We start from the raw sequence: 14412 nt of genomic DNA on the forward strand, positions 1-14412 counted from the left end.
AGATACTATTTATAATTAGCATAATCAACTTTAGCAAAAATGCTTTATATTATGAATGCCTAAAATTACGAAATCATTAGGATATTATCTATGCTTTCACCATAGCAATAAAGTCGTCGAACAAATAGCGCGAATCATGCGGTCCTGGTGACGACTCGGGGTGATACTGTACAGAGAAGGCTTTCTTTCCTTTTAAACGGATTCCCTCAACCGAATTATCATTCAAATTAATATGCGTCACTTCGACTTGATCCGATTTTTCGATATCCTCCGCTACGACACCAAAACCGTGATTTTGTGAAGTAATTTCACATCGATTGGCGATAATATTTTTGACCGGGTGATTTATACCGCGATGTCCATTATGCATTTTTTCCGTACGAATTCCATGTGCCAAGGCGAGCATCTGATGTCCTAAGCATATGCCGAACATCGGTTTATCTGCCGCGACAATTTCTTTAATAGTTTGCAGCGCATAGTCTATGGCTGCCGGATCACCGGGCCCGTTGGATATAAAGTATCCATCGGGATTCCATTCTTCCATCTCTTTAAACGTGGTCTTCGCCGGAAATACCTTCGCATATACCTGACGTGCGTCAAAGTTGCGTAAAATATTCTTCTTGATTCCTAAATCCAGTACGGCTATGCGGGTAGGCGCATTTTCTTCTCCGTAATAATAAGGTTCTTTGGTAGATACGACGGAAGATAACTCTAAGCCCTCCATAGATGGCACTTGTTCTAACTTCGCCTTTAACTCCGCTATATCCAGCGTTTCTGACGATATAATAGCATTCATCGCACCTTTATGACGTATATGACGCACCAATGAACGCGTATCGATATCCGAGATCCCCACTAAATTCTCTTCTTCAAAATACGTCTGAATAGACTTATCCGCCATCTGACGACTGTAATTGATATTATAATTTTTACAGACCAAGCCGGCAATCTGAATTTTTTCAGACTCTGTATCATCCTCGTCAATTCCGTAATTACCAATATGCGCATTGGTTGTTACCATAATCTGTCCATAGTAAGACGGATCTGTAAAGACCTCTTGGTAACCGGTCGTGCCTGTATTAAAACAGATTTCGCCTGTCGTTGTGCCGATTTTTCCGGCTGCCTTACCGTGATAAACCGTTCCGTCTTCAAGCACCAAAATGGCTGGTAGTTTACTGTAGTTGGTCATTCTTTATTGCTCTATTATATATTTGTAATCTTTTTCTGCAGCTATAACTATGGACATAAAAAAAGCCCAAACGGGCTAAAAATAAATCAAATATGTGGTGAATCAATGTAAACATTGAAACTGTGCGATATCGCGACGAGACATGTTACTTCATTTTTCACGGGAGACAAAGGTAAGAAATAAAACGTTCTTTCACAAGTGATGAGTTATAAATTATAAATGACAAATGTATGGATAATCCCTGATTTATAACGCTTCCAAAATTTCCTGTACACGGCCAATCTGGCCATCGTCCAATCGTACCTTAATACCGCGGTGGTGAAAAGGTGCTGAAGTAAGTAAATCCTTCACCACCCCCTCGGTCAATTTGCCCGTACGTTGGTCTTTTTTCAACACAATATTCACCAACATACCGGGTTTTATATCTGCTCTCGTTTTTCCATCCATAATTTACAACGTTTGTTTACCATTTTATAATATCATTGCCAAGCGTAAAAAGCATCAAGGCGATGAGGATAAAGAAGCCGACCATTTGGGCTTTCTCAAGGAAGTTATCACTTAATGGTTTACCTTGAATCATCTCCACGAGCAAAAATAGCACGTGCCCTCCATCTAAAGCAGGTATGGGAAGTAGGTTCATAAAAGCCAAGGCCATGGAAAGCATCCCTACTAAGCTCCAAAATCTTAGCCAATTCACCTCGGTACCAAACATTTTCGCAATTCCTACAGGTCCCGATAAAGCTTTATCTGCACGCACGTCGCCTTTAAAAATCTTACCGAATCCTTTAATGTTAACCGTAATCACTTCGAAAGCGCGCTTTGTTCCGATAGGTAAGGATTCTAAGAAGCCGTATGTATGTGCAATGATAGGCAAATCTTCTGTAATCAGTGAAACACCAACTGTTGCGGTAGAATCTACCCGACCTGCCAAGGTCAATTCCTGTCCGTCTCGCATAACGCTAATGTTTACCGGCTTATTAACATTTTCCTTAATTTCGTCCGAAAATTGATCAAAAAATACGGTTGGTGTACCGTTTACAGACAAAATACTATCTCCCACCTGAAACTGCATGCGCTCAGCCTCCGAACCTTTCTCTATTTTGCCAACGCTTTTCATTTTGCGACGAGGTTCCGCAAATCCCAACGCTTTATGATCGGCCACCTTATTTAAGATATCTGAAGGCACCCTAATTTCTCGCTGCTCACCCTCTCTTTCTATTGTCAGAACTGCTCCACCCATCATGACTTCTGCCCCCAATACATCTGTATTGAATGCAACCGCGGGCGTACCATTGACCGTTAAAATCCTATCTCCTGCCTGAATACCAATTTCTTTACCAATAATACCTGGAGCTACACCGTACGCCAATTTGCTGTTATCGACATCACTATCGCCGTATGCAAACGCTAACATCCAAAAGACAACAATTCCCACAATAACATTCACAATAATCCCCCCCAACATCACAATAAGACGCTGCCATGCTGGTTTGGAACGAAACTCCCAAGGTTGAGGCTCTTGTTTCAGTTGTTCCGTATCCATAGATTCGTCAATCATTCCCGCGATCTTCACATACCCCCCTAATGGTAGCCAGCCTATTCCGTACTCACAGCCCTTATAATTAAACTTAAAAAGTTTGACGCCCCACGCGTCGAAGAAAAGGTAGAACTTCTCCACTTTAATGCCAAATGCTCTTGCGGCCAGAAAATGTCCTAGCTCGTGCAATATTATCAAAATCGACAGGCCTAAAATCACCTGTCCAATCATTACCAATGTTCCCATTTATTTGTTTTTCTTATTTCACTAAACTTCGTGCCACAATACGCGTCTCCGCATCTATGGCCAACAAATCCTCGAAAGAGGGGGTTTCAATCTTCTTTTGCTGACACATTGTCGCTTCGATCAAATCACTCATCCCTAAAAAAGAAATCTCATCTGCCAAGAACGCCGCTACAGCGACTTCGTTAGCCGCATTCAATACACAGGGGCGATCTCCGCCATCCCTCAGCGATTGATAGGCGAGCTCCAAATTACGAAAAGTATCCCTATCCGCCTCTTCAAACGTCAAAGAAGCGTAATTCATAAAGTCAAAACGTTCCAGCGAATTTGGTTGGCGATACGGATATGTCAAGGCATTCTGAATCGGCAGTTTCATATCCGGTAATCCCATCTGTGCTTTCATGGAGCCATCTTGAAATTGCACCACCGAATGTATAATAGATTGCGGATGTACAACCACATCAATCTGCTCAACGTTTAGATCAAACAGCCATCTTGCCTCAATAACTTCTAATCCTTTATTCATTAAGGATGCAGAATCTATCGTTATCTTCGCTCCCATCACCCAGTTTGGATGCTTCAATGCTTGTTGTTTTGTTACAGTGGTCAAAAAATCTCGGTCTTTTCCCCGAAACGGTCCACCGGACGCGGTCAGATATATTTTTTCTAACGGATTGGCCTGTTCCCCTACCAAACACTGAAATATAGCAGAATGTTCAGAATCTACAGGCAACATTGCCACGTCATATCGGCGAACCAGATCCATCATTAGTGCACCGGCTACGACCAATGTTTCTTTGTTTGCCAAAGCAATATCCTTCCCTGCCTCTATTGCCTTCACCGTAGGCAGTAGACCTGCCGATCCCACGATCGCATTGAGAACCACATCAATTTCGTCGTATTCCACAACTTCCTCCAAGCCACTCTCTCCCGATAGTACCGCTATCTCCAAATTTTCCAGCGCACTTTTCACCTGTATATATCTATCCTCGCAGACGATCACCACCGCTTTAGGTTTAAATTCCTGCGCCTGGGCAATCAGCAGATCAGCATTCGCACTCGCGGTCAATACCGAAACCTCCAACAACTCTGGAAATGCCCTTATTACCTCCAAGGCTTGCGTACCTACACTCCCCGTAGAACCTAATATGGCAATACTTTTCTTCTTCAAAATGCGTATTTAAATTATATTTTTTAATAATTGTGGATCGTCTCCACCTTTATAATCTTTCATCATATTATGATACGCGGTTGCCATAACCAAACTAACCGATGGGATAATCACAAACGTATTGATCACACTAAAGATTTTGGCTATAATAAAATAACCTAAATATTCAAACGAAACCTGCAGTATATAGGCTGTTCCAACCACCAACATCAGCAGCAACAAGTTGATGACGTTACCCTTCGTCAACGCTATACTCAATCGACAGGCACGAAAAAGATTGTGCTTTTTATCTACGATAAAAAACGGAAAAAAAGTAATTCGAAGCAACACAAACATCATAATCAATCCTGTAAGAAACGGATTAACCTCCATACTCAGTGTTTCCATATCTGCTCCTAGATACAACAGTGGAAAACTAATCACGGAAGAAAGTAAATAGACTATACCCAATAGAAAAGAATATAGTATAAAGCCCATCAGAAAGTTTACAAATTGCTTTGCTGTAGGAATATAATCTTTAAAATCTGCATGCTCGACACCCCTTGCAAGCAAGAGAGCTCTTTTTATCAGCACGAGTTGCGTACCGAAAAACAACGTTACAAAGATAAAACACATCAACCCTTTTAAAATATCTCCGCTTGCGTCTGCCAATGTAAATGCTAAGTAAGATGATAAGCTGGATGTGATAAATAATAAAAAACAAAGTCCTGCAATTGAAAAGTAATGGCCTTTCAATATACTTATCGCCTTCAAAAAAACTTCGTTCGCCTTAAAGGTGCTTTGCTTTAAATATTGTAACATGTTGACAAATAATTATGCAAACCTAAATAAATTGCCCTGCATTCACGAACGGAATTTTAAATGCGTTCATGTATGCCTTTAAAAATAAACAAAAACGCATCATACTTAACGAATAAACGATTCGGAGCAAGGCATCTTTGCATACGAATACAATGCATTACGCAAGACTATAAAATACCGCTATTTAAAATCTTCAGGCACCGCTTTTTCCAGAAGGTATTGATAATAAAAACGAACCCGTTCTTTAAAATCATACGCGTTTTTTGAACGTGCAAATCCGTGACGGCTCCCCGGATAAATCATCAGCTCAAAGGGAACGGACCTGTCTGTTAGTGCATCAATCAATTGTATGGTATTCTGCATATGCACATTATCGTCCATATCACCATGCATTATTCGCAGCATCCCTTTGTACTGATCTACATACGTCAGCACCGATCCTTCGTGATAACCTTGCGGATTATCCTGGGGCGTATCCATCCATCGCTCGGTATAGTGTGTATCATATAGTTCCCAACCCGTAACCGGTGCGCCCGCAATACCATAATCAAAATAATCGGCACCTTTCGTCAACGCCAGGCAGGTCAGGTAACCGCCGTAGCTATGCCCCGTGATCAATAGCTTATCGTCGGCCACCCACGATTTTGCTTTTAACCACTTAGCCACCGTAATATAATCGACCATCTCCCATTTGCCCAAATTTCTATGCATCCACGCTACGCCTTGTTTGCCGTGATGTCCAGAAGCACGGTGATCACAGGTAATCTGGATAACACCCTCTTTTGCCCAATATTGGTTGGATGTGCCTTTCCAAGTGTTTTTTACGCTGCCAGCATCTGGGCCGCCATAAATACTCATAATCACGGGATAAACCTTGCTTTTGTCAAAATCTACCGGGTAAGTTACGATAACAGGCAAATCAAATTTTTCATCGTCCGAGGGGATCGTAAAATATTCGGTTTTTCCAATATTGTAATTTTCAAAATCTGCTGACCTGCTATCGGCCAATTCGCTTACCAGTTTACCCGCATTATCAATCAACGCGACTTTATTTGGCGTAGAGACATTGGAGTAGTTGGTTATAAAATATTTACCATCTGGAGAAACTTCCACTTGATGTGTGTAGTCTCCAAATGTCAAGCGTTTAAGTCCTTTTCCCGAATAATTAACACGATATAAGTCGACGGTCGCCGAATTTTCCTTCCGTGCTGTAAAATACACAACGTTATTTTTTTCGTCTACAAGTTCCAACGACGTCACCTGCCAGTCGCCTGACGTCAACGGGTTAACCAACTTCCCATCCAGCGTATAGAGGTAATAGTGCGCCCAACCGGTCCGGTCCGATTTCAGAATATAATGTTTATTATCCGCCAGATAGGTGATGCGCTCACTGTGATCAAGATTGATCCAAGTCGATTGCTTTTCATCGTATATTTCGTGCTTACTGCCATCATTAGGATTTACCGAATAAAATTTCAGATTCGTCTGATCCCGATTCATCCACTGTACCATAATGGACTGACTATCAAAACTCCAATAGGGCTCTCCAAAATATTGATCATCTTTCTCGTTAAAATCAGCCCAAATGACCGGGGATCCTTCCACTTGCACAAAACCTACCTTTACTTCGGGATTAGGGTCTCCCGCTTTTGGATAACGTGTTTCTTCCAAATACCCGTGCTGCCCTTTGGAGACATAAATGGGAAACATAGGCACCTGCGTATCATCAAAACGCATAAAAGCCAGTTGCTTACTGTCCGGCGACCACCAAAATGCTTTGTAATTTGTGGCTCGTCCCAAAATTTCTTCATAATATACCCAAGAAGACCAGCCGTTGTAAATAACATTGGTGCCATCTGAGGTGTAACGTACTTCGCTCCCGTCTTCTATTTTCACACTATATAAATCGTTGTCTCGCGTGAACGCGACATATTTTCCGTCCGGAGACAATGTGGGATTCTTTTCTTCTACATCAGGGGATTGCGTTAAGCGTCTCTCTGGATCATTTCCGTAACGGATATAAATATCTTTATTCTTAATCGATACCTCTGTATCGGATTGAACAGGAGGCATATAGTAGGTACGTTCATTGGTCTTCACATGTACTTGATAGCGTCTACCATCGGTCCTATCCCGTTCGATATAATGATCATTATCTGCCCAACCGATATATTGATTAATTGGTTGGGTGACCGACGCTTCCTGTCCCCAGGCCTGCGCAAAACTAAGTTCTTTTTTTTGAGCTTGTAAAGGCGTAAGGAACAAAAGTCCAACGATTACAAACGAATTCAGTATCACTTTATGCATAATCGACATTGATATGCCACGAAATTAATAATAATATAACGAAAAAAAGCCACTTTGTAGTGGCTTTATATGTTTAGTTTCGGATGCAATTAGAAGGAATAATTGTCCTTCTGTGCATATTCAGCTGAGTCATCTTGATTCGGTTCATAGCGTTTTTCAACAACATCTTGGTTAGCCTTGATATAGTCCACCACCTCTGTCAATCCTTCAGCAAACTTCTCAAAATCTTCTTTGTATAAGAAAATCTTGTGCTTAATAAATTGCCCATCTTCAAAACGCTTTTTGCTTTCCGTGATGGTTACATAATAATCGTTAGAACGAGTTGCCTTTACATCAAAAAAATAAGTACGCTTTCCCGCCCTCACCTTTTTTGAAAATACTTCTTCACGCTCTTTGTTTTCAAAATCTCCCATTAGTAATGTAAGTATTTAAGTTTAAATCCTTTTCCGCTATAAATATATAATAATTAATTTCATGTTTCCAAATTTAATTAAAAATATCCGTTTATTTTTGACGCAGCCGGCTGACAAGTGATGGCGTTTTCGCCGAAAAAAGAACGGCGTTTACCGAAAAAGTGCGTTGTATTGCCTATTTTGGCTAACGTATTATTAAGTATTGCACTACTTTTGAATCAAACATAAAAATACAAGTAGTAATGGAAAGAGAAAAAGATCATAAAACACCGCCTCCTATCCCGCCTCGTGGAAACAATAAAAGCGCGAATATTGTTGGGTTTGCGATCGTATTCCTAGGCACCGCGCTCCTCATGCGTAATTTGGACTTGGGGTTTCCGTTTCCGCGGAACATCTTTGGTTGGGAAATGATTTTAATTATCATTGGAATTGTGATTGGCGTGAATTCTCAATTTGAGAAGAAATCTGCTATCATCTTAATTGCCATAGGGGGATTGTTTTTTATCAAGAGAATAATAGATCTCCCTTTCTGGGGCGTCGTATTCCCGATCCTCGCGATTACAATAGGTATTTATTTTATTGTACGGAACCGTAATCAAAACACCCCACCTATTCCGCCACACACACCATCGGGCACCGATAAACCATTGAATGCCGATAAAGATGAATTTGACTGGGATAAGCGCGTGGATATTGCGAACGACCCTACAGATGCCTACAAGTCTTCCTTTGAACAGCCACGTGATGCGTATACTGGTGATGCACAACAAACAAGAAGAACATATACGTATGAGGGTGAGAACTACATCAAAGTAGAATCTATATTTGGGTATGCTAAGAAGATTGTTTTTTCAAAGAATTTTCTCGGCGGCAACATGACCAATCTTTTCGGAAGTATTGAGATCAATTTGTTGCAGGCCGACATCAAGCAGCCGATAGCATTAGATGTCTTTCAGTTATTTGGCAGCACGAAAATTATCGTGCCTCCGCACTGGATAGTAGCCACAACTGCCTCATCGATTTTGAGCGAAAATGACGACCGCCGTGCTATTCTCACCAATGTGAAGGACCAAAACAAGTGTTTATACATCACGGGCACTTCGTTATTTGGGAGTATCACGATAAAAAACAGTTAATGCACGATGACCTTCAAACTAACTACAAAAAACCGTTTAATACATGTTAGTGCATGGACGATATGCATCTTATACTTTGCTGTTTCTTACTTTTTACTATGGTGGGACCTTAGTCCCAAGTCGGTATCCCCTTATGAACCGCTGATTGGTGCACTCTCCATAACGATTTGTTGTTACCTGATATACAGCACACTTCAATTCTATTTACCTCGCAAAAATCAATATGTGAAAATCATATTGATTTGTTTGGCGTTAACCGTCGTGAGTATAGGGCTTTCCATATTCTTTTTAAACCAATTCTTTGACGATATTTCGCTTCCCCATTTCTATGAAATCTTACCCTACCGCTTTATCATCAACTTTCTGTTACTACTCTGCGTAACGATTATCAATGTTTTTTGGAACATTCAGGAAGAATATGAGGAAAACGAAAAGAGAAAGGACGAGTCAGAGCGGATTTTGCGCGATGCAGAACTATATAATCTACGTCAGCAGCTTCAACCCCATTTTTTGTTCAACAGCCTTAATTCTATCATCGCCCTTATCGGCATCAAGCCGGATGAAGCTCGCAATATGACATTTCAACTCTCTGATTTTTTACGTGGAACGATGCGGAAAGATGACAAACAGTTAATCCCGCTCGCCGACGAAATTGCACATTTGAGCCTCTATCTTGATATAGAAAAAGTAAGATTCGGACATCGCTTAACGACAACTTTTCATTTACAAAAAGAAGCAAATCAGGCTAAATTACCCTCGATGATTATCCAGCCCATTCTGGAAAATGCCATTAAATTTGGTTTATATAATGTGATTGGGGAAGTAGAAATTACCATCGATATCCGTATCGAAAACTACACGTTGTATATTGCGATTACCAATCCATTTGATGCCGACCAGTTTGAAAGCCGAAAAGGTACCGGATTCGGACTTTCCAGCATTCAGCGCCGACTCTTTCTTTTGTATAGTCGTACAGACTTACTAGAAACTTCTATTTATAAAAATACATTTACTTCTATCTTAAAAATCCCACAATATGATTAAGACGATCATTATAGACGACGAACCCTTAGCCCGCATGGTTATCGCGGAATACTTACAATCCTATCAAGATATACAGATAGTTGCCGAATGTGGGGATGGTTTTGAAGGTGCAAAAATGATTCAACAAATGCACCCTGATCTCATCTTTTTGGACATTCAAATGCCGAAACTGACTGGATTCGAAATGTTGGAGATCCTGGATGAAATGCCAAACGTCATCTTTACAACCGCTTTTGATGAATTTGCTATTAAAGCTTTTGAGAAAAATGCCGTAGATTACCTGTTAAAACCGATCAGCAAGGTGCGGTTTGAGCAAGCGTTAACCAAATTTAGAAATAACTTTCAGGGCAATATGCCGAAAGAGGCATCGGCAAAAATACAGGCGGTTCAAGACGAGGAAACGTTAGAACGCATTGTCGTTAAAAATGGCTCGCAAATTAAAATTATCCCCATACAGCAGGTTGTATTCTTGGAAGCATACGACGACTACGTCAAAATTCACACAAAGGATGGCATGTTTCTCAAGAACAAAACGATGAGTTCGTTCGAGAAACAACTAGATCCCAAACAATTTGTTCGCGTGCATCGTTCATTTATCGCCAAAGTAGATCAACTTGCCAAAATTGAACCGATGGAAAAAGAAAGCTACATTGCCACCTTGCTGACTGGTGAAAAAATCAACATTAGTAAATCTGGGTACGCTCGTTTAAAACAAATAATTGGCTTGTAAACATTAGTTTGTGTAATTTTGCGACATGATTCGCATATTATTTTTCTTACTGTTTGTGTGTATTGCGCTAACGGGATCTGGGCAAACGAAGGTAGAGGAGGCCAATCGAGCCGTTTTCAATAAAATAGAGTTTTTCATCAATACCCAGATGACAGATTCCGTTTACAATTTAGCTTCCGATAACTTTAAAGATCAGGTTTCGGAGGACCAACTATCCTTTATGTTGCAGAATCTTTATCAGTTGGGCAAAATAACCGATGTAGAAGTAGAGGATTTTAAAGGTCAGACAGCTACTTACCGCGTATATTTTGCGGACGAGCATCAATTGCTCGCCAAGCTGGCTGTTGATAGTAGCTACCACTATACCACGCTAGCTTTTATGGCCGCGGATAAAAACACCAAAAAAGTTAAAAAGCCTGAAAAGGAAGAGGTAATCAGTCAGGTCGAAACAGAAACACCGCTGGACTTTTTTATCGATTCGGTTGCGAACAGCTATATTAAAAAAGGCGAAACACAGTCGTTAGCTATCGCCGTTTTTCATCAAAATAAATATAAAACATTTCTATACGGTGAAACACAGCAAGGGAACAACACGCTTCCGACGGAAAACACGTTATATGAAATAGGGTCGATTACGAAAGTATTCACAGCCACACTGCTAGCCGATCTAGTCGCAAAAGATATCATCCAACTGGATGACACTATAACAACCTTTCTTCCCGATTCCGTAGCGTCCACGCCATCTTTGAACGGCATGACATTTAAAACGTTAGCGAACCATACTTCCGGACTGCCCCGAATGGCCGAAAACTGGAACCGTATCGCAGGATTCAATCCCAAGGACCCATTTGCAGCCTATGATCAAAAAGCACTTTTCAGTGCTCTAAAAAATTACCAATCGTCACGTGAGCCGGGCGAGGAATATGAATACAGCAATCTGGGTTACGGCTTATTAGGTCAATTGATTACTGTTGTAAACCAGAAACCTTATATGCAATCTTTACAGGAGACAGTGTTTGCTCCGCTACAGCTCACGAATACGACGGATAGACCCGATGAAAAGAAACAGGAGGAAATTCTTCCCGGTTTAGACAAAGAAGGAAATGTTACACCGTTATGGCATTGGGAAACGATGGTGGCTTCGGGCGGTCTTAAATCCAATATCAGAGAACTGATGTTGTTTACCGTCGAACAATTTAAAATGCCAGAAAACGATCTACAAAAAGCGATGGCCCTAACAAGGCAATTTACGTTTTTCACGCCGGACAACATGGATATAGGGTTAGCTTGGCATATGAATATGCTGGATGGCATCATATATTTTCATCATACGGGAGGGACCGCTGGTAGCAGTTCTTTCATTGGCTTCTCCCCTGACACCAAATCAGCAGTCGTTATTTTATCGAATGCCGCTGAAAGTGTGAACCCAATCAGTACAGAAATCATGGAGAAATTATTAGCAGAATAAAAAATTAGCTAAGTTTGGGTAAAATTCAACTTTACAACATAAAAGAAACATTATCGTGAAAAAACGCATTGCTATTTTTGCTTCCGGCTCGGGTTCAAATGCACAAAAGATTATGGAGCATTTCAAGTATTCCAATCTGGCCGAAGTAGCTTTGGTACTAAGCAATAATGCGGAAGCCTATGTTCTGCAACGTGCTGACAATTTCGAAATCCCGACGCATATTTTTGATAAGCAAGCCTTCTACGAAACAGAAGAAATCGTGGATATTTTAAAACGTTTAGAAATAGATATCATTGTTTTAGCCGGTTTTCTATGGCTGGTTCCTGAAAATCTGCTAAAGGCTTATCCAAATAAAATCATCAATATCCATCCGGCTTTACTACCGAAGTATGGAGGAAAAGGAATGTATGGAGATCGTGTGCATAACGCTGTTCTCGAAGCGGGAGAGGAAGAACACGGTATCACGATACATTTCGTAAATGAAAATTTCGATGAAGGTGAAATTATACACCAGGCGAAATTTAAGATCGAGCCAGAAGATAGTTTAGAAGTTATCAAGTTTAAAGGACAGCAGTTAGAGCATCAATATTTCCCCAAAATCATCGAGAATCTATTGAAGAAATATAATTAAGCCTAATAAATTCTTATCTTTGTCACTCCAAAAATAAGGCAATGAAATATCCATGTTTGCTGCGCAAATGTTAGCGCGTATAATCTGGACATGCCATATGGCTTAAAAAAACAATGTTATACGTATGAATCATCCTGTTAAGATTAAAAATGCCTTGGTGTCTGTATACTATAAAGACAACTTAGCCCCCCTCATTAAATTACTAAACAAATACGGAGTCACGTTCTATTCGACAGGTGGTACGGAAGCATTTATCCGGGAACAGGGAATCGACGTTGTTGCGGTCGAAGATTTGACCAGCTACCCTTCTATTCTCGGTGGTCGTGTAAAAACGCTACATCCTAAAATATTTGGAGGCATATTAGCGCGTCGGCCATTAACCGGTGACCAAGAACAATTGACACAATTTGAAATTCCAGAAATTGACCTTGTCATTGTAGATCTATATCCATTCGAAGAAACGGTAGCTTCTGGCGCTGCAGAACAAGATATTATTGAAAAGATCGATATTGGAGGTATTTCTTTAATTCGCGCTGCAGCAAAAAACTTTAATGACGTGGTTATTATCTCGTCTAAAAGTGATTACCAAGAGCTTGAGGGGATGTTGGCCGCACAAGAAGGCCAAACGACACTGGAACAGCGTAAAGAATTTGCGAAACGTGCGTTTAACACTTCTTCCCACTACGATACGGCAATTTTCAATTATTTCAATCAGACCGAACCACTTTCTGTTTTCAAGCAATCGGTTCAAAAAGCACAAGCATTGCGCTATGGAGAAAATCCTCATCAGAAAGGGACTTTCTTCGGCGACCTGGACGCTATGTTCGATAAATTGAATGGAAAGGAACTTTCTTACAACAATTTAGTGGATGTGGACGCTGCTGTTGCCATTATTAACGAATTTAACGATCCGACATTTGCGATTTTAAAACATACCAATGCTTGCGGTGTGGCTTCGCGTCCTACAATTAAGCAGGCATGGATAGATGCATTGGCGTGTGACCCTGTATCGGCATTTGGGGGTGTATTAATTACCAACGGAGAGATTGATAAGGAAACAGCCGAAGAAATCAACAACCTTTTCTTTGAAGTACTTATCGCCCCTTCCTATACCGAAGACGCCTTGGCCGTGTTGACGACAAAGAAAAATCGTATCATTTTAAAACGAAAAGAAGTTCAATTACCTCATGAGCAATTCAAAACATTATTGAACGGAGTGATACTACAAGATAAAGACCACACCGTAGAAGGGCCTGAAGCTATGACAACGGTCACGGAGGTTAAACCAACAGCAGAACAATTAAGCGACCTATTCTTCGCGAATAAGATTGTAAAGCATACCAAATCGAATACGATCGTTTTTGCAAAGAATAATACCCTGGTTGCTTCGGGCGTCGGGCAAACATCACGTGTAGATGCGTTGAAACAAGCAATTGAGAAGGCGCAATCGTTTGGTTTTGATATAAAAGGAAGTGTAATGGCTTCCGATGCTTTTTTCCCATTCCCAGACTGTGTCGAAATAGCAGGCGATGCAGGTGTATCGGCTGTGTTACAGCCAGGCGGTTCGATTAAAGACCAGTTATCTATCGATATGGCCAACGAAAAGCGTGTAGCGATGGTCATCACGGGTGTCAGACATTTTAAGCATTAAAATGATAGAAAAGGATAAAAGAAAAGAGAGCAAAGACAGCCTTTGCTCTCTTTTCTTTTATAGGTATCCCAAAAGCCAATAGATAATAATA

At 40.7% G+C, this 14412-nt stretch carries 13 protein-coding genes; 6 read left to right on the top strand and 7 right to left on the bottom strand.

All coding sequences use genetic code 11. From position 1 onward, the window contains the following. Positions 1-88 precede the first annotated feature (88 nt). The 7 genes from carA to H8B17_RS12050 all read right to left on the bottom strand — a co-directional run bounded on the left by carA (position 89) and on the right by H8B17_RS12050 (position 7661). The gene (gene carA / locus H8B17_RS12020; RefSeq protein WP_190309393.1) at positions 89-1189 is read right to left on the bottom strand and encodes a glutamine-hydrolyzing carbamoyl-phosphate synthase small subunit; all 1101 of its coding nucleotides are present in this window, start codon (positions 1187-1189) and stop codon (positions 89-91) included. A 246-nt stretch (positions 1190-1435) separates the two neighbouring features. After that, a complete protein-coding gene (locus H8B17_RS12025) occupies positions 1436-1636 on the bottom strand; it encodes a YwbE family protein (RefSeq protein ID WP_190309394.1) in 201 nt (66 codons plus the stop codon). Positions 1637-1652: 16 nt separating this feature from the next. Beyond that, positions 1653-2972 (bottom strand): RIP metalloprotease RseP, encoded by a 1320-nt coding sequence (rseP, locus tag H8B17_RS12030; RefSeq protein WP_190309395.1) that lies wholly within the window; start codon positions 2970-2972, stop codon positions 1653-1655. A 13-nt stretch (positions 2973-2985) separates the two neighbouring features. Further along, complete coding sequence (gene dxr, locus H8B17_RS12035) at positions 2986-4140, bottom strand: 1-deoxy-D-xylulose-5-phosphate reductoisomerase (RefSeq protein ID WP_223816508.1); 1155 nt, start codon at positions 4138-4140, stop codon at positions 2986-2988. Between the two features lie 9 nt (positions 4141-4149). Continuing rightward, positions 4150-4941: a beta-carotene 15,15'-monooxygenase gene (locus H8B17_RS12040; RefSeq protein WP_190309396.1), complete on the bottom strand. Its 792-nt coding sequence runs from the start codon at positions 4939-4941 to the stop codon at positions 4150-4152. Between the two features lie 180 nt (positions 4942-5121). Further along, entirely contained in the window at positions 5122-7248 is a 2127-nt protein-coding gene (locus tag H8B17_RS12045; protein ID WP_190309397.1) for a S9 family peptidase, read from the bottom strand. An 89-nt stretch (positions 7249-7337) separates the two neighbouring features. Continuing rightward, positions 7338-7661 (bottom strand): DUF3276 family protein, encoded by a 324-nt coding sequence (locus H8B17_RS12050; protein ID WP_190309398.1) that lies wholly within the window; start codon positions 7659-7661, stop codon positions 7338-7340. A 242-nt stretch (positions 7662-7903) separates the two neighbouring features. Here H8B17_RS12050 and H8B17_RS12055 point away from each other — a divergent pair, with 242 nt between their 5' ends. The 6 genes from H8B17_RS12055 to purH all read left to right on the top strand — a co-directional run bounded on the left by H8B17_RS12055 (position 7904) and on the right by purH (position 14321). Beyond that, positions 7904-8797, top strand: coding sequence for a LiaF transmembrane domain-containing protein (locus tag H8B17_RS12055; RefSeq protein ID WP_190309399.1), 894 nt, complete (start codon positions 7904-7906; stop codon positions 8795-8797). Between the two features lie 6 nt (positions 8798-8803). Further along, positions 8804-9841, top strand: a complete 1038-nt coding sequence (locus H8B17_RS12060; protein WP_190309400.1) for a sensor histidine kinase — start codon at positions 8804-8806, stop codon at positions 9839-9841. Continuing rightward, positions 9834-10571, top strand: coding sequence for a LytR/AlgR family response regulator transcription factor (locus H8B17_RS12065; RefSeq protein WP_190309401.1), 738 nt, complete (start codon positions 9834-9836; stop codon positions 10569-10571). Before H8B17_RS12060 ends, H8B17_RS12065 begins: the two co-directional genes overlap by 8 nt. Positions 10572-10596: 25 nt before the next feature. Further along, entirely contained in the window at positions 10597-12039 is a 1443-nt protein-coding gene (locus tag H8B17_RS12070) for a serine hydrolase domain-containing protein (protein WP_190309402.1), read from the top strand. Between the two features lie 55 nt (positions 12040-12094). Then, on the top strand, positions 12095-12670 hold the full coding sequence (gene purN, locus H8B17_RS12075; RefSeq protein ID WP_190309403.1) for a phosphoribosylglycinamide formyltransferase: 576 nt from the start codon (positions 12095-12097) through the stop codon (positions 12668-12670). Between the two features lie 124 nt (positions 12671-12794). Then, on the top strand, positions 12795-14321 hold the full coding sequence (purH, locus tag H8B17_RS12080; protein WP_190309404.1) for a bifunctional phosphoribosylaminoimidazolecarboxamide formyltransferase/IMP cyclohydrolase: 1527 nt from the start codon (positions 12795-12797) through the stop codon (positions 14319-14321). Positions 14322-14412 lie beyond the last annotated feature (91 nt).

The organism is Sphingobacterium arenae (genome assembly GCF_014692505.1).
Taxonomy (GTDB): Bacteria; Bacteroidota; Bacteroidia; order Sphingobacteriales; family Sphingobacteriaceae; genus Sphingobacterium; species Sphingobacterium arenae.

Excerpts from the sequence above, each read along its gene's own strand:
- carA (WP_190309393.1), bottom strand. The coding sequence starts at position 1,189 with ATGACCAACTACAGTAAACTACCAGCCATTTTGGTGCTTGAAGACGGA.
- H8B17_RS12025 (WP_190309394.1), bottom strand. The coding sequence starts at position 1,636 with ATGGATGGAAAAACGAGAGCAGATATAAAACCCGGTATGTTGGTGAAT.
- rseP (WP_190309395.1), bottom strand. The coding sequence starts at position 2,972 with ATGGGAACATTGGTAATGATTGGACAGGTGATTTTAGGCCTGTCGATT.
- H8B17_RS12040 (WP_190309396.1), bottom strand. The coding sequence starts at position 4,941 with ATGTTACAATATTTAAAGCAAAGCACCTTTAAGGCGAACGAAGTTTTT.
- H8B17_RS12045 (WP_190309397.1), bottom strand. The coding sequence starts at position 7,248 with ATGCATAAAGTGATACTGAATTCGTTTGTAATCGTTGGACTTTTGTTC.
- H8B17_RS12050 (WP_190309398.1), bottom strand. The coding sequence starts at position 7,661 with ATGGGAGATTTTGAAAACAAAGAGCGTGAAGAAGTATTTTCAAAAAAG.
- H8B17_RS12055 (WP_190309399.1), top strand. The coding sequence starts at position 7,904 with ATGGAAAGAGAAAAAGATCATAAAACACCGCCTCCTATCCCGCCTCGT.
- H8B17_RS12060 (WP_190309400.1), top strand. The coding sequence starts at position 8,804 with ATGACCTTCAAACTAACTACAAAAAACCGTTTAATACATGTTAGTGCA.
- H8B17_RS12065 (WP_190309401.1), top strand. The coding sequence starts at position 9,834 with ATGATTAAGACGATCATTATAGACGACGAACCCTTAGCCCGCATGGTT.
- H8B17_RS12070 (WP_190309402.1), top strand. The coding sequence starts at position 10,597 with ATGATTCGCATATTATTTTTCTTACTGTTTGTGTGTATTGCGCTAACG.
- purH (WP_190309404.1), top strand. The coding sequence starts at position 12,795 with ATGAATCATCCTGTTAAGATTAAAAATGCCTTGGTGTCTGTATACTAT.